20 protein-coding genes, 1 pseudogene and 1 riboswitch are annotated in these 24,093 nt (G+C 65.3%); of the genes and pseudogenes, 12 read left to right on the forward strand and 9 right to left on the reverse strand.

The genetic code is table 11. The features are described from left to right. Positions 1-18 precede the first annotated feature (18 nt). A complete protein-coding gene (locus QJR12_RS02960) occupies positions 19-768 on the reverse strand; it encodes an amino acid ABC transporter ATP-binding protein (RefSeq protein ID WP_300576016.1) in 750 nt (249 codons plus the stop codon). Then, positions 765-2,561 (reverse strand): ABC transporter substrate-binding protein/permease, encoded by a 1,797-nt coding sequence (locus QJR12_RS02965; protein WP_300576018.1) that lies wholly within the window; start codon positions 2,559-2,561, stop codon positions 765-767. Before QJR12_RS02965 ends, QJR12_RS02960 begins: the two co-directional genes overlap by 4 nt. 198 nt (positions 2,562-2,759) lie before the next feature. Between QJR12_RS02965 and QJR12_RS02970 the strand changes: the two genes are divergently transcribed. Next, on the forward strand, positions 2,760-3,857 hold the full coding sequence (locus tag QJR12_RS02970) for an IS110 family transposase (protein ID WP_300575550.1): 1,098 nt from the start codon (positions 2,760-2,762) through the stop codon (positions 3,855-3,857). Between the two features lie 305 nt (positions 3,858-4,162). On the opposite strand, the gene QJR12_RS02975 is transcribed toward QJR12_RS02970, so the two are convergent. Next, on the reverse strand, positions 4,163-4,975 hold the full coding sequence (locus tag QJR12_RS02975; protein WP_300576020.1) for an LLM class F420-dependent oxidoreductase: 813 nt from the start codon (positions 4,973-4,975) through the stop codon (positions 4,163-4,165). A gap of 210 nt (positions 4,976-5,185) precedes the next feature. Between QJR12_RS02975 and QJR12_RS02980 the strand changes: the two genes are divergently transcribed. Then, positions 5,186-7,558: a phosphoketolase gene (locus QJR12_RS02980; RefSeq protein WP_300576022.1), complete on the forward strand. Its 2,373-nt coding sequence runs from the start codon at positions 5,186-5,188 to the stop codon at positions 7,556-7,558. 103 nt (positions 7,559-7,661) lie between these two features. Here QJR12_RS02980 and QJR12_RS02985 read toward each other — a convergent pair whose 3' ends face one another. Both QJR12_RS02985 and QJR12_RS02990 read right to left on the reverse strand, forming a co-directional pair. Further along, the gene (locus tag QJR12_RS02985) at positions 7,662-8,756 is read right to left on the reverse strand and encodes an inositol-3-phosphate synthase (protein WP_300576023.1); all 1,095 of its coding nucleotides are present in this window, start codon (positions 8,754-8,756) and stop codon (positions 7,662-7,664) included. Positions 8,757-8,835: 79 nt separating this feature from the next. After that, positions 8,836-9,372, reverse strand: coding sequence for a PadR family transcriptional regulator (locus QJR12_RS02990; RefSeq protein ID WP_300576025.1), 537 nt, complete (start codon positions 9,370-9,372; stop codon positions 8,836-8,838). A 279-nt stretch (positions 9,373-9,651) separates the two neighbouring features. On the opposite strand from QJR12_RS02990, the gene QJR12_RS02995 reads away from it, so the two are divergent. The 9 genes and pseudogenes from QJR12_RS02995 to QJR12_RS03035 form a co-directional block, all read left to right on the forward strand. Further along, positions 9,652-10,077, forward strand: a complete 426-nt coding sequence (locus QJR12_RS02995) for a DUF5318 domain-containing protein (protein WP_300576027.1) — start codon at positions 9,652-9,654, stop codon at positions 10,075-10,077. A 133-nt stretch (positions 10,078-10,210) separates the two neighbouring features. After that, entirely contained in the window at positions 10,211-12,556 is a 2,346-nt protein-coding gene (locus QJR12_RS03000) for a transglycosylase domain-containing protein (RefSeq protein ID WP_366526282.1), read from the forward strand. After that, positions 12,553-14,157 carry a glycosyltransferase family 87 protein gene (locus QJR12_RS03005; RefSeq protein ID WP_300576031.1) on the forward strand — a complete coding sequence of 535 codons (1,605 nt, stop codon included), beginning with the start codon at positions 12,553-12,555 and terminating at the stop codon, positions 14,155-14,157. Before QJR12_RS03000 ends, QJR12_RS03005 begins: the two co-directional genes overlap by 4 nt. A gap of 266 nt (positions 14,158-14,423) precedes the next feature. Next, a complete protein-coding gene (gene rpsF / locus QJR12_RS03010) occupies positions 14,424-14,714 on the forward strand; it encodes a 30S ribosomal protein S6 (RefSeq protein ID WP_300576033.1) in 291 nt (96 codons plus the stop codon). A 155-nt stretch (positions 14,715-14,869) separates the two neighbouring features. Further along, on the forward strand, positions 14,870-15,370 hold the full coding sequence (locus QJR12_RS03015; protein WP_300576036.1) for a single-stranded DNA-binding protein: 501 nt from the start codon (positions 14,870-14,872) through the stop codon (positions 15,368-15,370). 47 nt (positions 15,371-15,417) lie between these two features. Further along, on the forward strand, positions 15,418-15,669 hold the full coding sequence (gene rpsR, locus QJR12_RS03020; protein ID WP_300576039.1) for a 30S ribosomal protein S18: 252 nt from the start codon (positions 15,418-15,420) through the stop codon (positions 15,667-15,669). 24 nt (positions 15,670-15,693) lie between these two features. Then, positions 15,694-16,152 (forward strand): 50S ribosomal protein L9, encoded by a 459-nt coding sequence (gene rplI / locus QJR12_RS03025; protein WP_300576042.1) that lies wholly within the window; start codon positions 15,694-15,696, stop codon positions 16,150-16,152. Positions 16,153-16,675: 523 nt separating this feature from the next. Next, positions 16,676-19,273: a replicative DNA helicase gene (gene dnaB / locus QJR12_RS03030; RefSeq protein ID WP_300576045.1), complete on the forward strand. Its 2,598-nt coding sequence runs from the start codon at positions 16,676-16,678 to the stop codon at positions 19,271-19,273. Positions 19,274-19,568: 295 nt separating this feature from the next. Continuing rightward, positions 19,569-20,063: pseudogene (locus QJR12_RS03035) on the forward strand (potassium transporter TrkA); the annotation flags it as partial. Between the two features lie 118 nt (positions 20,064-20,181). Here the strand turns inward: QJR12_RS03035 and QJR12_RS03040 are convergent. Genes QJR12_RS03040 through QJR12_RS03055 form a run of 4 tightly spaced genes read right to left on the reverse strand, consistent with a single transcriptional unit; the run spans position 20,182 to position 22,780 of the window. After that, positions 20,182-21,285, reverse strand: a complete 1,104-nt coding sequence (locus QJR12_RS03040) for a DUF190 domain-containing protein (RefSeq protein WP_300576048.1) — start codon at positions 21,283-21,285, stop codon at positions 20,182-20,184. Continuing rightward, positions 21,282-21,659, reverse strand: coding sequence for a fluoride efflux transporter CrcB (gene crcB / locus QJR12_RS03045; protein ID WP_300576051.1), 378 nt, complete (start codon positions 21,657-21,659; stop codon positions 21,282-21,284). Before crcB (QJR12_RS03045) ends, QJR12_RS03040 begins: the two co-directional genes overlap by 4 nt. After that, on the reverse strand, positions 21,659-22,057 hold the full coding sequence (gene crcB, locus QJR12_RS03050; RefSeq protein WP_300576054.1) for a fluoride efflux transporter CrcB: 399 nt from the start codon (positions 22,055-22,057) through the stop codon (positions 21,659-21,661). The genes crcB (QJR12_RS03045) and crcB (QJR12_RS03050) overlap by 1 nt, the downstream gene beginning before the upstream one ends. A 12-nt stretch (positions 22,058-22,069) precedes the next feature. Next, entirely contained in the window at positions 22,070-22,780 is a 711-nt protein-coding gene (locus QJR12_RS03055) for a PPE family protein (RefSeq protein WP_300576057.1), read from the reverse strand. Between the two features lie 78 nt (positions 22,781-22,858). Continuing rightward, positions 22,859-22,919, reverse strand: a riboswitch (Fluoride riboswitch). Positions 22,920-23,280: 361 nt separating this feature from the next. Between QJR12_RS03055 and QJR12_RS03060 the strand changes: the two genes are divergently transcribed. Further along, positions 23,281-24,054 (forward strand): DUF2127 domain-containing protein, encoded by a 774-nt coding sequence (locus tag QJR12_RS03060; protein ID WP_300576060.1) that lies wholly within the window; start codon positions 23,281-23,283, stop codon positions 24,052-24,054. Positions 24,055-24,093 lie beyond the last annotated feature (39 nt).

Genomic DNA, 24,093 nt, shown 5'->3' on the forward strand with positions numbered 1-24,093 from the left:
ACGAAATTGTGTAAACAATCAAAGTATTTGAGATAAAAACCGTTGCAGCCGTTCCGTCTGAGCCGCCTCAAATATTCGCTCGGGTGAGCCGGTTTCCACCACCTTGCCGTGATCCATGAAAACGACAACATCCGATGCCGAGCGGGCGAAGCCCATCTCGTGGGTGACGACCAGCATCGTCATCCCGTCGGCGCCGAGATCGGCGATCAGCGCCAAAATACCTTTGACCAGTTCAGGATCGAGCGCCGAGGTTGCCTCGTCGAAAAACATCACCTGCGGCGTCATCGCTAGGGCCCGGGCGATTGCGACCCGCTGCTGTTGACCGCCGGATAGCGTTCCGGGCCGGGCGTTGGCCTGGTGTTTCAAGCCGACGCGGTCCAATTGAGCCAGCGCCAATTCCCGGGCGGCGTCGGCCGGCAACCGCCGCAGCCTGCGGGGAGCCAGCATGACGTTGTCCAGCACGCTGCGATGCGGGAAGAGGTTGAAATGCTGGAACACCATGCCAATTCGCTGACGCAGCCGGTCGGGGTCGTCACCCAGCACCGAGCGGCCGTCGAGCAGGATGTCACCCCGGTCGGGCTCATAAAGGCGATTCAACGTGCGCAGCAACGTCGATTTGCCTGAGCCCGACGGCCCGATCACCGCAACCGTCCGGCCGGCGGGCACCTCGATGTCGACGCCGCGCAGCACCGCATTTTTGCCCAATGACAGATGAATATCCCGGCCCGCCAGGGATACCGATGGGACCCGCGTCAACCCGCCTGTCACGTCATCTCCGCCGTGGAGCCGATCAGTTCCGGTGTGTCCGGAACGGTGGAGGCCCGGCCCCGGCGCAGTCGGGCATCGATCAGGTTGACGAGGTGGGTCAGCGGAATCGTCAGCATCAGGTAAAAGGCGCCGGCCGCAACCAGGGGTGACAGGCTGCCGGTCTGCGCGTTGAAGTCGCGACCAACCTGGAACAGTTCGCGCTGCCCGGCGACTAGGCCCAGGAAGTACACCAAGGCGGAGCCTTTCAGCAAAGCGATGAATTGGTTCACCAGCGCGGGCAGCACCCGTCGGATGCCCTGGGGGATCACCACCAGACGCATAGCGGCGGGGTAACTGAATCCCAGCGCGCGGGCGGCTTCGAGTTGCCCGGGGTCGACGCTTTGGATGCCGGAGCGGAAAATCTCGCCGATATACGCCGCGGCGGTCAGCCCTAACGCCGCTATCCCCAGCGGATACGGGTTGTTACCGGTCAGCCCGCCCACCAGCGGTCCGACACCAAGCCCGATGAGCAGGATGATCACCACCTCGGGCAGACCGCGGAAGATGTCGGTGTAGATCCGAGCCGGCCAGCGCAGCCAGCGTCTGCGCGAAATCCCGGCGACCGCCAGCACCATGCCGAACACCAGGCCGATGACGGTGGCGCTGATCGTCAGGATCAGCGTGTTGGGCAGCCCGGTGGTGAGCAGGACGGGGATCGCCCGCCGATAGAGATCCCAATCGAAAAAGGCGTCCCGTAACTGCGCCAGCGTGGACTTGGGCGGGACCGGTTCGTCCACCGCCCGGTGGTGGCGGGCGGCGATCGCGGCGAAGTCGGGTAGGTGGGGGGTCAACGCCGCCTTGGACCCGGGCCGCCATCCGGGCGGCAGCGGGCGAGGAACCCAGTCGGTGTACAGCTGTGACCAGGTGCCGTCGGCGATGACCGCGTCCAGCCCCGAATTCAACGCCGCGAGCAGCCGGCGGTTCTCCTTGGCGACCGCGTACGCCACGTAGTTGCCCAGGCTGAAGGTGTGCGCGACGATCGCGGCCGGGTCACCGGGGCGCACCGCGTTCAAGGCCTCGAGCGCGGGCGCCACCCAGGCGTCGAGTTGACGGGTTTTCACGCTGGCGTAGGCGGTGATGAAGTCGGGGAATTTCACCGGTTGCAGATGTAGGGTCTCGACGACGTAGGCGTCTTCCACCGTGCCCTGGACCACGCCGATCCGCTGTCCCCGGGTGAGATCGCCGAAGCCGGTGACCGCGGAGCCGGCGGGCACGACCAGCGAAAAGTAGCCGAAGTCATAGCCGTTGGTGAAGGCGACCGTGCGCCGGCGCGCGTCGGTGGCGGTGATCGACGCCGAGCCGACGTCGAAGCGCCGCGCTGCCACCTGCGCCAGCAAGCCGTAAAAGTCGGTGCCCACGAAGGTGACCCGCAAACCCAGCTTGGCGGCGATCGCTCGCAGCAGCTCATTGTCGAAGCCGCTGAACCGCCCGCCGGAGTTGACGCAGGCGGTCGGCGGCGCCTGTGTCACCGTGGCGACCGTCAGGGTCCCGGGTGTGGCCAGACCCAACGCGCCGACGTCCACCGAGTTCAGCGGTTCGACGTCGGCGGTCGTGTACTTGTCCTCATGGGGGCGATTGGCCGTGGCCAGCTTCCTCGGTAGCGCGATCGCAGCGTCGGCCCCGGGTGGCGAGCACTGATCGGCATCGGCCTTTGCGGGCACGGGAGCTCCCAGAGCGCACACCAGAAGGATCGCTGCGGTCACCGCCAGCAGCCGCTGGCCGAATTGGCGGGCCGCAGCGACGTTGCAGGTCATAACCGCCAAGGTATCGGGACAGCTGCCCGTCCGGCCGCTCCGGCACGCGGGGCGACGATCCCGCGCCCCTCGTCGACGCGGTGTCGAGTCGCTATCACGGTCAGCACCGCAGCTAGACGGTATGGGGGGCTGGGGTCTCGCTCACATGTGAACGTGGGTTGCCGACAGGAAACGGGTCCTGGCCGGTAGAGCCACAAGATGTGGGAGGCCCCAGTGAAGGTTCAGCGTACGAGTGTTGGTTTGGATGTGCATGCGCGGTCGGTGGTTGGGTGCGCGTTGGACGGAGATACCGGTGAGGTATTCGAACGTCGGTTGACCCCGGATTATCAGGAGATTTTGGAGTGGTTGCGATCGTTGCCGGGCCGGGTCGCGGTGGCCTATGAGGCTGGCCCGACGGGGTTCGGTCTGGCGCGCTTTCTGGTGGCGGCTGGGGTGATGTGTCTGGTGGCCGCTCCGTCGAAGCTGCAACGCCCGACCGGGGATCGGGTCAAGACCGATGCCCGTGATGCGGCGCATCTGGCCCGGTTGCTGCATTTGGGTCAGATTGTGGAGGTCACGGTTCCCAGCGCCGAGCAGGAGGCGGCCCGAGATCTGGTGCGGGCACGAGAGGACTGCCGCGGGGATCTGATGAGTGCCCGGCATCGATTGTCGAAACTGCTGTTGCGGCAGGGGGTTATCTATTCCGGTGGAGGAACTTGGACCGGCAAGCACGAACTGTGGCTGCAGCGGCAGCGGTTTGACGCACCGGCGTTGCAGCTCACCTACGACACGGCACTGGACACGATGCTGGCCACCGTGGATCGCCGTAACCGCCTCGACGAGGCGATCGCCAAGTTGGCCGCCGACAGCGCCTACACCCCGGTGGTGACCCGGCTGGGTTGTCTGCGCGGGGTCTCGACGCTGACGGCGTTTGGGCTGGCCGTCGAGATCGGCGACTGGCACCGGTTGACCGGCCGCTCGATCGGCGCCTACCTGGGTCTGGTGCCATGCGAGTACAGCTCGGGGGCTTCCCGCTCGCAGGGGGCGATCACCAAGACCGGCAACGGCCACGCCCGCCGACTGCTCATCGAGGCGGCCTGGCATCACCGCCAGCCCTACCGACCCGGAATGGTGATGCGGCGCCGCTGGGACGCGGCCAGCCCGGCAGCACGGGCGCGCGGCCAACAGGCCAACCGGCGCCTGCACGAGCGCTGGTGTCGCTTCGATGCCCGTAACAAGCGCCCGGTGGTCGCCAACACCGCGATCGCCCGCGAACTGGCGGGCTGGTGCTGGTCACTGGCGGTCCTCGACAGCTAAACCCGCGCCCTCCACAACTGCCCGAATCGAGCCTGGTGGCGGCAGCGCCTGGGAGTGACCCGCGAACGCTTTATGAGCAATCCTGTTGCCTGACAACATGATGACGCTCGACCTCTAGATCCGCGATCCACTCCAGCAGAACAGTCCGTCCTGCGGTAACCAACCCGCGAATATCAGACTTGACACCCGCGTCGACAACCTCGACACGCTCGCCAACCGGGACGATTCGGTCAACCGGAAGCAGGCGCCCGGCGACGGCCGCGGCGCCTGCTTCCCCCTGCCTGGTTGACAAAACGAATTACATATCAAAGCGTGTCCCGCCAGCGGCACAGCGCTTCAGCGCCGGTCAGGTCGTACTCCGGGCCGCTGGAGCCGATGGTCAGCAGCGTCACCCCGAGACCGGCCAACACTTCCGCCTCGGCGACGAGTTCGGCGGGCGCCCGGCCCGCCCCGGTTTCCCCGCCGACCGCCGCCGCGCGTTCGATGCTGGCCGGGTCACGCCCGACGGCGGTGCAGTGCTCGGCCAGCACGGCCGACTTATGCGGGTAGGTGTCCCCGGTGGCGAAGCTGTGCCAGATATCCGCATGCTCGGCGACCAGTCGCAGGGTCTTGCGCTCACCCTCACCGCCGATCAGCAGGGGCATCTGGCGCGCCGGTGGCGGATTGAGCCGGGCGAGCCGAGCCTTGATGCGGGGAAGCGCGCTTCCCAGGTCATCGATGCGGCTGCCGGCGGTGCCGAAGTGGTAGCCATACTCCCGATAGTCCCGGTATTTCCATCCGGCGCCGATCCCCAGGATGAGCCGGCCGTTGGCAATCCGGTCGACGGTGCGGGCCATATCGGCCAGCAGGTCCGGATTGCGGTAGGAGTTACAGGTAACCAGGGCGCCGATTTCGATGTGCGAGGTCTGTTCGGCCCATGCGCCGAGCATCGTCCAGCACTCGAAATGCGGACCGTCGGGGTCACCGTAAAGCGGGAAGAAATGGTCCCAGTTAAACACGACGTCGACGCCGATATCCTCACAGCGGCGGACCGCGTCGCGGATGATCCGGTATTGCGGGGCGTGCTGGGGCTGCAGTTGAACGCCGATACGCACGGAATCACGGTCGGTGGACGTCATATGCCCACGGTAAGGTGCCGGGGAGACGCGTTCGACCGCGGCCGGGCCGGCGCCGCTGTCGGTGCAGCGTCCGTGGGAGGTCGACCACCGCGGGACGTCCGTACACAACGGGGCGCGAACCTCGGCTGACGTCGTGCGTTGCCATACCCGGCGGGAGGCGCTTGGCGGGAGGCGTCGCCAAGACCATGGAGACAAGACCAAGGAGAAGGAATGGCCGTGGCTACCGGCACCGAGCTGGAACTCGACGAACTGCGGCGCATGGACGCCTACTGGCGCGCAGCGAACTACCTGTCCGTCGGGCAGATCTACCTGCTGGACAACCCCATGCTGCGGGAGCCGCTGCGGCCCGAGCACATCAAACCCCGACTGCTCGGGCATTGGGGCACCACACCCGGCCTGAACTTCATCTACACCCATCTGAACCGGCTCATCCGCCACCACGACCTGGACATGATGTATGTGATCGGACCCGGCCATGGCGGCCCGGGGCTGCTGGCGAACGCCTGGCTGGAGGGCAGTTACTCCGAGTGCTACCCCGATGTGCCCCGCGACGAACACGGCATGCGCACGCTGTTTCGCCAATTCTCTTTCCCCGGCGGGGTGCCCAGCCACGTCGCCCCCGAGGTGCCCGGCTCGATCCACGAAGGCGGAGAATTGGGCTATTCCCTGGCCCACGCCTACGGCGCGGCCTTCGACAACCCGAACCTGCTGGTGGCCTGCGTCGTCGGTGACGGTGAGGCCGAGACCGGGCCGCTGGCCACCAGCTGGCATGCCAACAAGTTCCTCGACCCGGTCCACGACGGCGCCGTGCTGCCGATCCTGCACCTCAACGGCTACAAGATCGCCAACCCCACCGTGCTGGCCCGCATCCCCGAGGAGGAACTGGACTGGCTGCTGCGCGGATACGGCTATGCCCCCCGCTACGTCACCGGCTCCGATCCGCACCGCATGCACCGGGATATGGCGGCGGCCCTGGATGACGCCCTCGCCGAGATTCACCGCATCCAACAGCGTGCCCGCACCGACGGCGGCGGTAGCCGCCCGCGGTGGCCGATGATCGTGCTGCGCTCACCGAAAGGCTGGACCGGGCCCGTCGAGGTCGACGGCGAGCCGGTCGAAGGCACCTGGCGCGCCCACCAGGTCCCACTTCCGGCCGTGCGGGAAAACCCTGAGCATCTGGCGATGCTGGAGGCCTGGATGCGCTCCTACCGGCCGCAGGAGTTGTTCGACGACGCCGGACGGCCGCTGCCGGACCTGCTCGCCACCACACCGAGCGGCACCCGCAGGATGGGGGCGAACCCGCACGCCAACGGCGGACTGTTGCTTCAGCCGCTGCGGCTGCCCGATTTCACCGATTTCGCCGTTGACGTCGCCCAGCACGGCGCCACCCTGTCCGAACCGACCAGAACACTGGGCCGATTCCTGCGGGAAGTGCTGCGAGCCAACGCCAACACCCGTAATTTCCGGCTGTTCGGGCCCGACGAGACCGCGTCCAACCGGCTCAGCGCCGTCTACGAGGTCACCGACAAGCAGTGGGAGGCGACGATTCTGCCCGTCGATGAGCACCTGGCCACCGAGGGACGAGTGGCCGAGGTGTTGTCGGAGCATCTGTGCCAGGGCTGGCTGGAAGGCTATCTGCTCACCGGACGCCACGGACTGTTCTCCTGCTACGAGGCGTTCATCCACATCGTCGACTCGATGTTCAACCAGCACGCCAAATGGCTCAAGGTCAGCAAACAGCTCGCGTGGCGGCGCCCGATCGCGTCCCTGAACTACCTGTTGACCTCGCACGTGTGGCGTCAGGACCACAACGGCTTCTCCCACCAAGACCCCGGTTTCATCGACCATGTGGTGAACAAGAAAGCCGAGATCATCCGCGTCTACCTGCCGCCGGACACCAACACCCTGCTGTCGGTTGCCGACCACTGCCTGCGCAGCCGCGACTACATCAACGTCATCGTCGCCGGCAAGCAACCCACCCACGACTGGCTGGGTATGGACGACGCCGTGCTGCACTGCACCCGCGGCGCCGGGATCTGGGACTGGGCGGGCACCGAGGACGACGGCGAACCCGATGTGGTGCTCGGCTGCGCCGGCGACATTCCCACCCTGGAGGTCCTCGCCGCCACGTCGATCCTCCGTGAACACCTGCCTGACCTGCGGATCCGGGTGCTCAACGTGGTCGACCTGATGCGGCTGCAGCCCGAGATCGAACACCCGCACGGCATGAGCGACCGTGAGTTCGACGCCCTGTTCACCACCGACCGCCCGGTCATTTTCGCCTACCACGGCTATCCCTGGCTGATCCACCGACTGACCTACCGGCGCACCAACCACCACAACATCCACGTGCGCGGCTACAAGGAAGAGGGCACCACCACAACACCGTTCGACATGCTCGTGCTGAACGACATGGACCGCTTCCAACTCGTCATCGACGTGCTCGACCGGGTCCCCGGTCTGGGTCCCCGCAGCGCGCGGCTGCGCCAACGGATGCAAGACCTGCGCACCCGCCACCGGCTCTGGACCCACCGCCACGGCGAGGATCTGCCCGAAGTCCGCGACTGGTCCTGGCCCTACTGACCCGTTGTGACCCACCACGGCATAGCCAAGCCGCCGCGAAAGTGCCGCGAGCAACACGTTTCCCGAGAAGGGCCGTCGCCAGTCGCACTGTCGCGAGCTACCGCTAGCCGGCGATGAACGCCTCCAGTTGGGCGCGCGCGACGTCATCGGGCATCTGCTGTGGTGGGCTTTTCATCAGGTACGCCGACGCCGGGATGACCGGCCCGCCGATCCCGCGATCCTTGGCGATCTTCGCCGCCCGGATGGCGTCGATGATGACACCCGCGGAATTGGGCGAATCCCACACTTCCAGCTTGTACTCGAGGTTCAGCGGCACGTCGCCGAATGCCCGCCCCTCCAGGCGCACGTACGCCCATTTGCGGTCGTCCAGCCAGCCGACATGGTCGGACGGGCCGATGTGCACGTCCCTGGTCTTGAACTCGCGCTGCAGGTTGGAGGTCACGGCCCGGGTCTTGGAGATCTTCTTCGACTCCAGCCGCTCCCGCTCGAGCATGTTGAGAAAATCCATGTTGCCGCCCACGTTGAGCTGCATGGTGCGGTCGAGTTGCACCCCGCGGTCTTCAAACAGCTTGGCCATCACCCGATGGGTGATCGTCGCACCGACCTGGCTTTTGATGTCATCACCGATGATCGGCACCCCGGCGTCGGCGAACTTGCGGGCCCACACCGGGTCGGAGGCGATGAACACCGGTAGCGCGTTCACAAACGCCACCCCGGCGTCGATGGCGCACTGGGCGTAAAACTTGTCGGCCTCTTCGGAGCCCACCGGCAGGTAGGAAACCAGCACGTCGACGGCGGCCTCACGCAGGATTTTCACCACGTCGACCGCCTCGGCATCGGAGAGCTCGATGGTCTCCGCATAGTACTTGCCGATGCCGTCCAGGGTCGGGCCGCGCTGCACCACCACATTGGTGGGTGGCACGTCGGCGATCTTGATCGTGTTGTTCTCGGAGGCGAAGATCGCCTCCGAGAGATCGAAGCCGACCTTTTTGGCGTCCACGTCGAACGCCGCGACGAATTTGACATCGCGCACGTGATACGGCCCGAACCGCACATGCATCAAGCCGGGCACCACCGAGGTCTCGTCGGCATCCCGGTAATACTGGACGCCCTGTACCAGCGAGGACGCGCAGTTGCCGACGCCGACAATGGCGACTCGAATCTCGGCCGACGCCTCCGGCGCGATGTGCTCACTCATAGGGCGTTCTCCTTACCTTTGTTTACCTTTGTCGTGACCTCTGTCGTGGGTGTTCACGTGCCGTTGGATTCGTTCAGGGCTACTCGGCACGGCCTTGCGCCAGTCGTTCTGCCGCAATCAATTCGTTGAGCCACCGGACTTCACGTTCACTGGACTCCAGACCCAGTTGATGCAGCTGGCGGGTGTAGCGGTCCAGGGAACTGCTCGCCCGCGCGATGGCCTCACGCAGGCCTTCACGGCGCTCCTCCACCTGACGGCGGCGGCCTTCCAAGATCCGCATCCGGGCCTCGGCCGGAGTCCGGTTGAAGAAGGCCAGGTGCACTCCAAAACCGTCGTCGGTGTAGTTATGGGGACCGGTGTCGGCCACCAGTTCGGCGAAGCGACGCCGGCCGGCGTCGGTCAGTTGGTAGACGCGCCGAGCGCGGCGCACCGGCGTCCCAGCGGGGGCGGCATCCTCGGCGATCAGCCCGTCGGCCTGCATGCGCCGGAGCGCCGGATACAGTGAACCGTAGGAAAACGCCCGGAATGCCCCGAGTAAACCAGTGAGCCGTTTGCGCAACTCGTAGCCATGCATGGGCGATTCGAGCAGGAGGCCGAGGATAGCGAGTTCCAGCAATCGAATCACCTCCTTTGCGCGAGTGGCTACAACGGTTCGACGCGTCGAGTCATCCTATCGTTTCGATATATTTGTCGCTACACCGGCTCCCGTTCGGCTGCCATTCGGCTCCCGTTTAGTCGCCCGCCCAGCTGAGCCGGAAAGGAGGCGGCCTGCGGGGAGGTTGACGGCGGTTTACCGGGAGCTGGATGCACCCGCTGACGGCACCATCGGCGGTGGCGGGGAGGCGCCACACCGGTGGGCATCGTCACGGCGGGAAGACGACGTACTCTGGTCAACGTGCGATCGCAGCGACAGGTGGTGGATTACGCGCTTCAGCGGCGTTCACTGCTGGCCGAGGTGTACTCGGGGCGCACCGGGGTATCCGAGGTATGTGACGCCAACCCATACCTGCTGCGCGCCGCGAAGTTCCACGGGAAACCCAGCCCGGTGATGTGCCCGATCTGCCGAAAGGAGCAGCTCACACTGGTGTCATGGGTGTTCGGCGATCATCTGGGGGCGATGTCTGGCTCCGCCCGAACCACCGAAGAGTTGGCCGTGATGGCCACCCGCTACGCCGACTTCTCGGTCCATGTGGTGGAGGTCTGCCGGACCTGCAGCTGGAATCACTTGGTCAAGTCGTATGTCCTGGGACTGGGCCGCCCGCCCGAGGGATCACGGAGCACGCGGTCGGCGCGCACCCGCACCCGCACCGCCAGTGAATAACAAGAGACGGCAGGATCCGTCGGCCGTTGACGTTCCCAGTGCCCCGGGGGCCGACGGTGCCCCCAGACGTTCCGTCGGTGCTGCGGGATCCGGTGCGCGGGGCCGGCACGCTCCGGTCCCGCCGGACGACCGGTTGACGACGGTCCTCCCGCCGGTGGGCGACTCGAAGCGGGCACCGGAGCCGATTGAAGCGGTCAAGGCCGCATTGAATGCCACCCGTCCCAAAGCCGGCCGGCGGAATCCGGTCGAGTCGGCAGCGGCCGTGCTGGATGCCCGGCAGTTCCATCCCGGGCCGAGTGGCCGGAGCCGGCCGACTGAAGAAGCCCGCCCGCCGCGGGGGCTTTCGCCCGGACCGTCGGCGGGCCAACCGCCACAACCGGGCCGAAGGGCTCCCGGGGCGAATTGGCGATGGCTGCCGCGCATGCTTTACCTGATCGCGGCCGTGACGCTGGTGCTGCCGATCATCACATTCGTGATGGCGTATCTGATCGTCGATATTCCTAAGCCGGGCGACATCCGCACCAACCAGGTCTCAACGATTCTGGCCAGCGACGGCTCAGAGCTCGCCAAAATTGTTCCTCCCGAGGGCAATCGGGTTGACGTCAACCTCGATCAGGTGCCGGTGCACGTGCGCCAGGCGGTGATTGCAGCCGAAGACCGGAACTTTTATTCGAACCCCGGATTCTCATACACCGGCTTCGCACGGGCGTTGAAGAACAACATCTTCGGCGGTGACCTGCAGGGCGGTTCGACGATCACCCAGCAGTACGTCAAAAACGCCCTGGTTGGTTCGCGCCGCTCCGGGCTGGCCGGGTTGACCCGCAAGGCCAAAGAACTCGTCATCGCCACCAAGATGTCCAGGGAGTGGTCGAAAAACGATGTGCTGCAGGCTTATCTGAACATCATCTATTTCGGCCGCGGAGCCTACGGGATCGCGGCGGCCGCCAAGGCGTACTTTGACAAACCGGTTGAACGGCTCACCGTTTCCGAAGGCGCACTGTTGGCGGCACTGATCCAACGACCGTCCACACTCGACCCGGCGGTCGATTTCAGGGGCGCTGCCGCGCGCTGGAGCTGGGTGCTTGACGGGATGGTGGCAACTGGCGCGCTGTCGCCGGCGGATCGTGCAGCACAAGTGTTTCCGCCGACGGTCCCGCCGGATGAGGCCCGCACGCAAAACCAGACCACCGGACCGAACGGACTGATCGAGCGGCAGGTGATCAAAGAGCTGCTCGAGTTGTTCGCTATCGACGAGCGGACGCTCAACACCCAAGGCCTGCAGGTCACCACCACGATCGAGCCGACGGCGCAGCGGGCCGCCGAGCGGGCGGTGGCGAAATACCTCGAGGGCCAAGACCCCGACATGCGGGCCGCGGTGGTCGCCATCGACCCCCGCAACGGTGGCGTGAAAGCCTACTACGGCGGCTCGGATGCCAACGGTTTCGACTTTGCGCAAGCGGGGCTGCAGACCGGGTCGTCGTTTAAGGTGTTCGCCCTCGTGGCGGCCCTTGAGCAGGGTATCGGCCTGGGCTACCAGCTGGACAGTTCACCGCTGACGGTTGATGGCATTACGATCACCAACGTCGAGGGTGAGAGTTGCGGGACCTGCAGTATCGCCGAGGCGCTCAAACGCTCGTTGAACACCTCGTACTACCGGTTGATGCTGAAATTGCAACACGGCCCGCAGGACGTCGCCGATGCCGCCCACCGAGCGGGCATTCCCACCAGTTTTCCCGGCGTTGCGCACACACTGTCCGAAGACGGCCAGGGTGGACCACCCAACAACGGCATCGTGCTGGGCCAGTACCAAACCCGGCCGCTAGACATGGCCTCGGCATACGCCACGCTGGCCGCGTCCGGTGTGTACCGTCAGCCACATTTCGTGCAAAGGGTCGTCAACTCCAGCGGCCAAGTGCTCTTCGACGCTGCCGCCCAAGACCACCAGGGCGAACAGCGCATCCCCAAGGCGGTCGCCGACAACGTCACCTCGGCGATGCAGCCGATCGCCGGTTATTCGCGGGGCCATAACCTCGCCGGCGGCCGGCCGTCGGCGGCCAAAACCGGTACCACGCAGTTGGGCAACACCGGCGCTAACAAGGATGCCTGGATGGTCGGTTACACCCCGTCGCTGTCGACGGCGGTGTGGGTGGGCACCGTCAAAGACGACAAGCCGCTGGTCAACAAGTGGGGTGCGCCGGTCTACGGTTCGGGTCTGCCGGCCGACATCTGGAAGGCGACCATGGACGGCGCGTTGCAGGGCACGCCCAACGAGGCGTTCCCAAGGCCCACCGAGATCGGCGGCTACGCCGGCGCGCCGGCCCCGCCGCCTGTGCCGTCAGCAGCGCCGGCGCCGCCATCGCAGACCGTCATCCAGCCCACTCTCGAAGTGGCACCGGGCATTACCATCCCGATTGGCCCGCCTACCACCATCCCCGTCGGCCCGCCGGATAGCCCCCAGGCTCCGGCCCCGCCGCCGTGACCGGCACCGGTACCCAGCGCGCCGTCATCTCCCCGCAGCCGTTGGCCGCCGACCTGCGCACCGCCGCCGACCGCGACTGCCCTAGTCGCACCGACGCTTTGGGTTCGGCGTTGTCGGCCGTGATCGGCGGACCGGTGGGCAGGCACGCGGTGATCGGCCGGGCGCGATTTTTGACCCCGCTGCGAGCGATGCTTCTGATCGGGCTGGTGTTTTTGGCGTTGGGCTGGTCAACGAAGGCACCGTGCCTGCAGAGCACCGGCACCGGGACGGCCGATCAGCGGGTGGCCAACTGGGAGCATCAGCGCGCCTACTACCAGTTGTGCTACTCCGACACGGTCCCGCTGTACGGTGCGGAGTTGTTGAGCCAGGGCAAGTTCCCGTACAAGTCGAGCTGGGTCGAGACTGATTCGGCCGGTAAACCGCAGTTTCGCTACGACGGCCGGCCGGCGGTGCGCTACATGGAGTACCCGGTGCTGACCGGGGTCTACCAGTACGCGTCAATGGCGCTGGCCAAGACGTACACCGCGCTGAGCAGGCTGTTGGGGCTGCCGGTGGTGGCCGAGGTGGTTGTCTTCTTCGATATCGCGGCGTTCGGGTTGGCACTGGCCTGGCTGACCACCATCTGGGCCAGTGCCGCCCTGGCTGGACGACGGATATGGGATGCCGCGCTGGTGGCCGCCTCCCCCCTGGTGATTTTTCAGATTTTCACCAACTTCGATGCACTCGCAACAGCTTTGGCGACAGCAGGGCTGCTGGCGTGGGCGCGCCGAAGGCCGGGGCTGGCCGGGGTGCTGATCGGGTTGGGGGTTTCGGCGAAGTTTTATCCGGTGTTGTTGCTGGGCCCGTTGGCGGTGCTGGGGCTCCGCGCCGGGCGATTCGGTGAGCTGGCGCGTACCGCCGCGGCCACGGCGGCGAGCTGGCTGGTGGTGAACCTGCCCGTGATGCTGCTCTTTCCCCGAGGATGGTCGGAGTTTTTCCGGCTCAACACCCGACGCGGCGATGACATGGACTCGCTCTACAACGTCGTCAAATCCTTCACCGGATGGCAGGGTTTCGACCGGACACTGGGCTTTTGGCAACCTCCGGTGGTGCTGAACGCTGTCAGCGGTGGGCTCTTTGTCGGGTGTTGCGCGGCGATTGCCTACCTCGCCCTCACCGCTCCCCGGCGACCCCGGGTAGCCCAGCTGGCGTTTTTGGTGGTGGCGGCTTTTCTCTTGACCGGCAAGGTGTGGAGCCCGCAGTTTTCGCTGTGGCTGGTGCCGCTGGCGGTACTGGCTTTGCCGCATCGGCGCATCCTTTTGGCGTGGATGACGATCGACGCGGCGGTGTGGGTACCCCGGATGTACTACCTGTACGGTGTTTCCAACCGTGGGCTGCCAGAGCAGTGGTTCACCGCTACCGTGCTGGTCCGCGACGTCGTGGTAGTGGGCTTGTGCGCGCTGGTAGTGCGCCAGATCTACCGGCCCGACGAGGACCTGGTCCGCTGGGGTGGGCGCCTCGACGATCCCGCCGGCGGGGTGTTTGACGGGGCCCGCGATGCCGCGCCTCGCTGGCTGCCGCGGTGGCTGCGGCCGGCGCAGCCGGCGCGAGCGGCCGCCTGAGGCAGCGGCCCGAGATGCGATCGGCGGTTGGCGGTCGGCGGGACGGCGTCGAGCGTGCATCCTTGGCGTCGAGCGTGCGGGTAGGGCGGGATTTCTCTGGGGGGTTCCGCCCGACATGCACAGTCGGCGCCGCCACTGCCCACTCGGATCGCGGATTTCGCGGGCCAAGGCGGTACCCGGTAGCCTGGTAAGGTTGCCGACGCCGGCGACCCTCCTGCCACGGATGTGCCGTGGCCGCAGAGACCAGAGGAGGTGATGAGGTTTCCGTGCGTCCCTATGAAATCATGGTGATCCTCGACCCCACTCTCGACGAGCGCACCATCGCCCCGTCCCTGGAGGCGTTCCTCAACGTCGTCCGCCGGGACGGGGGAACGGTCGAGAAGGTCGACGTGTGGGGTCGACGCCGCCTGGCCTACGAGATCGCGAAACACGCCGAAGGGATCTACGCCGTCATCAATGTCAAGGCGGCCCCGGCGACGGTGTCCGAACTCGACCGCCAACTCAGGTTAAACGAGTCGGTGCTGCGCACCAAAGTGATGCGCATCGACACCCGCTGAGTGGACCGCGGAGCGGGCGGTGCGACCAGAACAACCCTGTCGACGGATGACTGCCGAGCGTCAGGCCCGTTGCGTAGGCTCTGCGGTGAGACGCTTGCCGGCGTCCCGCAGAGTATCGACTTAGATTGGTGACCCGCTAATCCCAGGAGGACGTTGTGGCCGGTGATACCACTATCACGGTCGTCGGAAACCTGACCGCCGACCCCGAGTTACGGTTCACCCCCTCGGGTGCGGCCGTTGCGAACTTCACCGTGGCCTCGACACCGCGGATCTATGACCGCCAAAGCGGCGAATGGAAAGACGGTGAGGCGCTGTTCTTGCGCTGCAACATCTGGCGGGAGGCCGCCGAGAACGTGGCTGAAAGCCTCACCCGGGGGGCGCGGGTGATCGTCACCGGGCGTCTTAAGCAGCGCTCCTTTGAAACCCGTGAAGGCGAAAAGCGCACCGTCGTCGAGGTTGAGGTCGATGAGATCGGTCCTTCACTGCGGTATGCCACCGCCAAGGTCAACAAAGCGAACCGCAGCGGGGGTGGTGGTTTCGGCGCCGGCCCCCGTGCCGCCTCGGTTCCGGGAGACGAAGGAGTCACCGACGACCCGTGGGGAAGCGCCCCCGCCTCGGGGTCGTTCGCCGGCGGCGACGACGAGCCACCATTCTGATCGCCAAGCACTGATCTCCAAGCACGAGGAATGAAAGAGTAAAAGACATGGCGAAATCCAAGCGACGCCCGGCTCCCGAGAAGCCGGTTAAAACACGCAAGTGTGTGTTCTGCGCCAAGAAGGATCAAGTGATCGACTACAAGGACACCGCGCTGTTGCGCACCTATATCAGCGAGCGGGGCAAGATTCGGGCCCGCCGCGTGACCGGCAACTGTGTGCAGCATCAGCGCGACATCGCCATCGCGGTCAAAAACGCCCGGGAGATGGCGCTGCTGCCGTTCACCTCGTCGGCCCGCTGAGCGCAGAACGGAACCCATGACGCGATGAAAGTGATCCTCACCGCTGATGTCGACCACCTCGGTTCCGCCGGGGACACCGTCGAAGTCAAAGATGGGTACGGGCGCAACTTCCTGTTGCCGCGCGGATTAGCGATAGTGGCGTCCCGCGGCGCCCAGAAGCAGGTCGACGAGATTCGCCGTGCCCGCGAACGCAAACAGGTACGCGATCTTCAGCACGCCAACGAAATCAAAGCTGCGATCGAGGCGCTGGGCGCGGTCTCGCTCTCGGTTAAGGCGGCACCCGATACCGGCAAGCTGTTTGGCTCGGTGACCGCCGGCGACGTTGTCGCGGCCATCAAGACCGCGGGCGGGCCCAGCCTGGATAAGCGAACCGTGCACCTGCCCAAAGCCCACATCAAGGCGGTGGGCATGCATTCAGTGTCGGTGCATCTGCACCCCGACGTCGACGTCGACGTCGCGTTGCACGTCGTCGCCGAGAGCTGACCCGACGTTCATAGCCTCTGGTGGTGACTCGCCCGGGCCGCGGGGTGTCGTGAGGTGCCCCGGATCCGGCGAACCGACGGCTCCCCGGAGACCCGTTAGCTAACTTAACGGCCCGTTCACACCGTGCCCGCCCGGCGGTCACCCAACACGCCCGAGACGGCAACCTGCGCCGACACGCCGAAGAGGTTGTCATCCACAACAACGACGACGAGTTGTGGTGCTCTTATCTGCGGTGCTGCAGAAAAACCGGATGTTCATCAACAGCTTTTCCACAACCGCCTCAACACCGTCTCGAACGGCTATGCACACCCGATGCACAACTTTCTGAACAATGGCGCTTTGGGTCCGTTCCAGCAACGTTTAACCTGGAGCGTCGCGAGGTGGTGCCGACGTTCTCCGGGCAGCGACCGCCCCGGCGGGAGACAGCCAAGTGTGCCGAAGGTAGGCGGTGTCGGTGGCTGGAACTAGGGTTCGGATAGCTCGAATGTTCGTTCGAACATCGTCGTGGAGGAGGTGACAGCCCGTGGCGGTCGTAGACGATCTGGGGTACTCCGGCATGGACGCCGCCTCACCCAGGGAAGACGTCGGTCGCCAGCCACCGCAGGATCTGGCGGCCGAGCAGTCGGTGCTGGGCGGGATGATGCTGAGCAAGGACGCCATCGCCGACGTGCTGGAGCGACTGCGGCCCGGTGACTTCTACCGGCCGGCACATCAGAACATCTACGACGCCATTTTGGACCTCTACGGGCGCGGGGAACCGGCCGACGCGGTGACCGTCGCCGCGGAACTGGACCGTCGCGGATTGCTGCGCCGTGTCGGCGGTGCGCCGTATCTGCACACCCTGATATCGACGGTGCCCACGGCCGCCAACGCCGGTTACTACGCGGGCATCGTCGCGGAAAAAGCGCTGCTGCGCCGGCTGGTAGAAGCCGGCACCCGGGTGGTGCAGTACGGCTACGCGGGGGCGGAAGGCTCCGATGTGGCAGAGGTGGTCGATCGCGCGCAGGCCGAGATCTACGACGTCACCGATCGGCGGCTTTCCGAAGACTTCGTCCCGCTCGAGGCTCTGCTGCAACCCACGATGGACGAGATCGACGCGATCGCCTCCGGCGGTGGCCTGGCGCGCGGCGTCCCAACCGGTTTTCACGAACTCGACGAGGTGACCAACGGCCTGCATCCGGGTCAGATGATCATCGTCGCGGCGCGGCCCGGTGTGGGCAAGGCGCTCGCGCTGGACACCCCGCTGCCGACACCGGGTGGCTGGACGACAATGGGTGACGTCGCGGTCGGAGACGAGTTGCTCGGTGCCGATGGCCGCCCGACGCGGGTTGTGGCCGCGACCGACATCATGCTCGGCCGGCCCTGTTATGAGGTCGAGTTCTCCGACGGCACCGTCATCGTCGCCGATGCCGATCACCAGTGGCCCACGGGTTATGGCATTCGCCGCACGGCGGAGCTGCGTTGCGGGCTAGACAGTATCGCGGCGGCCGGGTCGATCGGGCGCTACGACGGGCTACGGTCGACCGCGACCCTGATGGCCCCGGTGCTGCAACTGGATGCGGTGCGGCGGACCCACAGTGTGCCGGTGCGGTGTGTGCAGGTCGACAACGGCGCGCAGCTATACCTGGCCGGGCGCGGGATGGTGCCGACGCATAACTCCACTCTCGGGTTGGATTTTTTGCGGTCCTGTTCGATCAGGCACCGGATGGCCAGCGTGATCTTCTCGCTGGAGATGAGCAAGTCCGAGATCGTGATGCGGCTGCTGTCAGCGGAAGCGAAAATCAAGCTCTCCGATATGCGTTCGGGACGGATGAGTGATGACGACTGGACCCGGCTGGCGCGGCGGATGAGTGAAATCAGCGAGGCGCCGCTATACATCGACGACTCGCCTAACCTGACCATGATGGAGATCCGCGCCAAGGCGCGGCGGCTGCGGCAGAAGGCCGGTCTGAAGCTGATCGTGGTGGACTACCTCCAGCTGATGACGTCCGGGAAAAAATATGAGTCACGCCAAGTAGAGGTGTCCGAGTTCTCTAGAAACTTAAAGCTTTTGGCTAAAGAACTCGATGTACCCGTGGTGGCGATCAGTCAGCTCAACCGTGGCCCGGAGCAGCGCACCGACAAAAAGCCGATGCTGGCCGATCTTCGGGAATCAGGCTGTCTTACCGCTGCGACGCGGATTCTACGCGCCGATACCAATACCGAGGTGACACTGGGCGAGCTACTGCGCACCGGTGAGCGCCCACTGGTGTGGTCGCTGAACAAGCAACTACGGATGGTCGCACGGCCGATGACGAATGTGTTCCCCAGCGGCCGCAAAGAGGTGTTCCGACTCCGGCTGGCCTCGGGGCGTGAAGTCGAGGCCACGGCCAACCACCCGTTTATGACCCAGCACGGGTGGACGGCATTGGAGCGACTCCGGCTCGGTGACCGGCTGGCGGTACCATCTCGGGTGCCGGAACCGATTGGTGCTCACCGGATATGCGGTTGCTGGGCGGCCTTGCCGGCTCACGTCGTCGGCGGTGGGTCATGTGTGAAGAACCGACCGGCGGGCAACGCTCGCGCTGACGAAGCCGGCCCGATGGCTATGGCGGACCCTGCCCCCAGCCGCGGCGCAACCGTGGTTGTCGATGACGGCGCGGGGACCCGGATACCGCAGCTGCGGTTGGCGTCGCGATTCCTGCCGGCACCCGAAAGCATTGTCCGGAAAGGTCACCTGGACACGGCGCCGTCAAAAGCGGTGCACAAGCACGCGGGCGCTCGGGAACGACGACACCAACCCGGCCCATCGAGGCACGAACGTGAAGGTCACGACTTGACCACCAATGACGTGTTCTGGGACCGGATCGTCGAAATCACCAGCCTGGGTGAGCTCGATGTCTACGACGGAACCGTCAGTGGCACACATAATTTCATAGCTAACGGAATTTGCGCGCATAACAGCTTAGAGCAGGACTCGGATTTGGTTATCTTGCTGCATCGCCCGGACGCCTTCGAGCGTGACGACCCGCGTGGTGGGGAAGCGGATTTGATTCTGGCGAAGCACCGCAACGGCCCAACCAAGACCGTCACCGTCGCCCACCAGCTGCACCTGTCGCGCTTTGCCAACATGGCGCGGTGAGACCCTACATATGTTGAGAACCTACATATGTAGGGTCTCACGTTTGACTGCACTGTCTCATGTTCGACTGCACTACGACTGCATTTGTGCAGTGAGTTTGAGACACGCCGCGCACGGCTTCAGGGGATTGTGTTCACAAGGTGAGATGGCCGAGGCGTGGCCGCTGGCGGACCGACCGTCGAGGCGACGGTTTTTCTCGCAAGCAGTGGGTTGCCGCCTGCCGGCAGCACGGTGAGGCAGCTGTTGGCCCGGGGTGCTGTTAGCCGCGGTAAGTTGCTGCTCGGGTGGATCGCGCCGTGCCGTCGCGGTGTTGACCCGGGACGACATGACCGACATCGAAACGGGATTTGTGTTGGCCGAGCTGCTGGGTCACCGAGGCCCCGATGCATCATTGGCCCGACGTGCCATCGGTGTTGCGGGTGCTTGACCGGGCGCCGGGTTTCGCGCTGGGGCGGCGCTTTGGTTTTCTCAATGCACGTTTGACTGTCGACGTGGCCGCACCGTGGTTCATCGGCGCCGCTAGCGGGTTGCAGGTGTTGGATAGTTCTCGGTGGGACAACGCTCATTCGTGGTCGGCGCGATGCGGGTAGCGGCCGGCAGCGAACTCGGCGGCCCGCGTATGTTCGACTTATCGACCCAGACGCGGGTCGTCGCCATTACCCGCCCCGATGCAGCGGTCACGCTGCACCCACGACGCGACGTTCGCCTGCACGCGGACGACACCGTCTACCTGATCGGACCCTACCGCGAGTTGCTCAGTACCTTGTGGAAAGGCCAGGTTCCTACTGAGCTGCGCGGCGATGGCGCAGAGCCGGCCGTTGATGCCGACAACGAGGAGTCAGGCCGATCGTCTCCGGCGCAACCCTTGGCTCTGGCGCCTTCACATAGCGCCTTCAGAAGATCGCTTGTCAGTAGTCAAAGTGCGCTGGTTTCAGATTGCCACGCCGGCCCGGTGCGTGGATCGACAGCGCGGCGGGGACCATCTCGCAGGTGACCACTCCGTGGCTGGCCGTCAGCTCGTTGACTACTTTGAAGCTGCGTGCGATCGACGCGGGAGTGTCGACTATGATGGTAACCACGGGCACTTTCCTTACCAGCTGAATGATTCTGTCGCCATGTGGCTTTTTACTTCCTTGGAATCCCCAGACGCTGCGTACCGCCGTGGCGCCCTGGGCGGTTTGCGATTTGAGCAGCCGTCGCACGATCTCGCGGTGAATCGGCGCGCCGTTGCACGTGTCGCCCTCGGTGGTATGCACCATTAGCTTCTGCCACAGCGGTCGCCCGCGTTCATCGGTCGTCGGCAATTCACGCGGTGTAGTCAGCAGTTCTCCTTGGTGTTTGCATAATTGGATCCGCTCGACCGTGAGCAATGGATTCGGCATGGCACCGGTGAGTTCGGTGACGGCGGCCGAGACCTGTTTCGGGGTTCCCACAGAGACGATCATCATCGGAACATTGACGTTGCGGCTGAAGAATCTGGCACGGTAGCGCACGCCATGCACAGTGCCGTCGACTCCCAAAAGCGCAGCGGCAAAAGCGAATCCCTGGCGATACAATATGTCGCACACGGCGCGGTACGCTGGTATGCCGCCGATGCGTACGGTGCGGCCTACGTAGATGGTGAGTTTGACCGCATCCCGTGTGGCGGATTCGGCCAAAGCAGACACCACGTCAGCGCGAGCTAGCTGTGCCCGCTCTAGGGTGATCAGCCCCCGACCGGTGACAGAGGCAACGTCGTCAACCAGATCGTTGATCGTGGACTCGGTGTCGACCGCGTAGACCACCGCCGGCGGATCTTCCGATAGGCTCAGCGACTCGTCGGTCCGCAGCACGCCTATCGGTCCGAAGCTCGCGATGCCCCGAAGCATCACGCTGGTCGCTACTTTGCGTTCTTCGAATAGATTCAGTACGTGCTCGGCCAGAAACCCAGGCCGGACGCCGCCTGTGGCATCGGTGATGGTACGTAATCGCTCAGGGAAGTATGCGCTGAGCTTCCAGGCTGATTCGATCACAGTCGTTGACCAATCGGATGCCCGAGCACGGTGGCTGCAACCCATTGGCCGAGCAGCACGGCGGCTAAGCCGAGGGCCATGCTGACCACGATATTTGCGACGGCATAGCCAAATTGCCGCTCCTCTGCTAGCCGCTGGGTTTCCAACATCCATGTGGAGAACGTGCTGTATCCGCCGATGACGGCAAGGGCGTGGTCGCTGAGTCCGAAGGAGAAGCCGGTAACAAGACCCATCAGCATTGCCGCGCTGACGTTTACCGTCAGCGTGCCGAACGGGAACGACCGCCTTACTCGGCGACCCACCGCCGCGTCCACGAGGAATCGCAGCACGCCGCCAACCCCGCCTGAAATCAAGATGCCGACCGAGATGGCCATTACTGCACCTGCGCACGGCGTACGGCCCCGGTGGCCAGGTATACCGCGAGCAAGCCTAGTACGACATTGGCGACGCTGTAGCTGCCGGCCAAGAGGTACTTCTGATGTTCGATCATTGCTACGATTTCGATCTGCATGGTCGAAAATGTGGTGAGGCCACCGCATACCCCGGTGCCCAGGAACGGCCGTCGATAGCTCGAGACGGGCAACCGTTCCAGCAACCGGGTGGTGAAGTAGCCGATCAACAGAGCACCGGCAATATTGGCAGTGAATGTCGACCATGGCCAGCGGGTGGGGTCCGGGGCGGGCATGCTGGCGGTCAGCGCACTCCTGGCGAACGTGCCTACCATGCCACCGGCGAAGACCGCGGCCAATGCCCGGTAGTCATAGCCTGCCACGTTTGTCATCCCTCATATTGACGGATGCCTGTCTGGAATTGGTGATGAACATTTCGTCTCCTCGGCGGTCATTAGCCCGGAATCGGTTAGCGCTAATCGCTGCGTCTCAGCGAGGCAGTGCTGCCGACGGCCCCCCGGCCGCCCCGGCGAGACCCCCGCGAAGCGGCGATCAGCGTTGATCAAGTTGATCAAGAAAACTCGATACGTCAGCGCTTCCGACGTCGACGATGCCGACCCACTGAAAGTCGAAGCGGGTGCAGCGAAACTCGCCGTGACCGTGTCGGCGCCAAGCAACGGTATCGTCACCAACGTCGCGAGCGTCGCCACCCGCGTCAGCGCCTGGGCCGGATTCGCCGACGGAGCCGCTGCCAGCGCCCCAAGCACTTGAAGGACCGCCGATACCAACTGTGGGCCGTTGGACAGGATCGACTGCGCCGACGCCGCGGCCCGGCCTGCTGTACCCGCCGGGTTGGTGGTGGGTGGCGGTGAGGTGAGGGGCGTCAACGTCGAGGCTGCCGCCGACGAACCGGCGTAGCCGTACATCGCGGCGGCGTCTTGGGCCCACATCTCGGCGTAGTCGGGTTCGGCGGCCGCGATCGCCGCTGAACTTTGTCCGACGATGTTGGTCGCGATCAACGTCATCAAAAGGCCGCGGTTGGCTGTGATCAGCGGCGGCGGCACGGTCATCGCGAAGGCCGCCTCGTAGGCACCCGTCGCGGTCATGGATGTCGACGAGCGACCCAACCACGATCCACCGGTCAATTCCGCTATCACCGTGCCATACCCTCTACCCCGAGCACCCTTGTGGTAGAAGCCATTAGCCGGGGGGCGGTTAAAGGCGGACCTCATCGCCTAAAACGCGATGTTAGCCGTGGCATAGCTGCGAACGCAACGCGTCGCGTCCAGTCGTTGGCCGACAACACTGACCGCCTACGACACGACTGCGACACAACGTCTCGCCCCGACTGTGACTGCCGTCGGCCATCTCCTAGCCCCTCCTAGCCCGGGCTGGGCGATAAAGGCGGGGAGGCTAGCTATCGCCGATCACCAGGTCTGGTAGGTCGATGACAAGTTGAAAATCTCCAGGTCAGCGATCCGATCAGGTGCCGCCGAACGTGAGAACCTACATACACCGGCGTTTTCTGCCGTAGCGGCGGTCGCTTGTCTCATCGGCGGCCGGCATGAATGATCGGCTCGTCGCGGCAGCGAAGGAGTGCGTTTACATGCCTGGGCATCGTGTGGGTAACCGGTGGGAGCTGCGCTCCTGCGCCCGCCGGGGGCATGTCACCTACGCCCCGGACGATCCGCTGCTCGCCGCCCGGCTCAGCGGCACCACCGGGGCGGGTGACGTGTGGCGGTGCCTGCGCTGCGGTGAGTTCATCCTGGGTGCCCCGAACGGGCGCGGGCGCCCGGAAGACGCACCAATAGTTTTGCGGGGCAAAGCTTTACGTCAAGCTATCATTGTGCGCGCCCTGGGGGTGGAGCGCTGGATCCGGGCGGCACTGCTTGGGCTCGCGGCGTGGGCGGTGTGGAAGTTTCGCGGCGCGCAGGGATCCATCCAAGCGAGCCTCGACCGCGATCTCCCGCTGTTGCGCGCCAGTGGATTCAAGGTCGACCAGATGGCCGCGGTGCACGAGCTGGAGAAGGCCTTAGCCGCTAAACCCGCCACGTTGAGCCTGCTGGCCGCCTCGCTGACGGCCTACGCGATGCTGGAGATTGTCGAAGGTATCGGGCTATGGCTGCTGGCACGCTGGGGCGAATACTTCGCGGTGACGGCCACCGCGATCTTCCTGCCGTTGGAAGTGCATGACCTGCTGAAGGGCCTTACCATTACCCGGTCCGTGACATTCGGTATCAATGTGGCCGCCATCGGCTATCTCGTGATCTCGAAACGGCTCTTCGGTCTGCGGGGCGGGCGTAGCGCCTACGACGCCGAACGGCGGGGTGAGCAGCTTATCGACGTCGAGCGCGCCGCCGCCGGCGCGGGACCCGGGTGACTGCGGTGTTATCAGGCCGGTCCGTCCGCTCCCTCTCTC

Origin of the sequence: Mycobacterium sp. (assembly GCF_029961025.1) — a bacterium.
In the GTDB taxonomy this organism is placed as follows: Bacteria; Actinomycetota; Actinomycetes; order Mycobacteriales; family Mycobacteriaceae; genus Mycobacterium.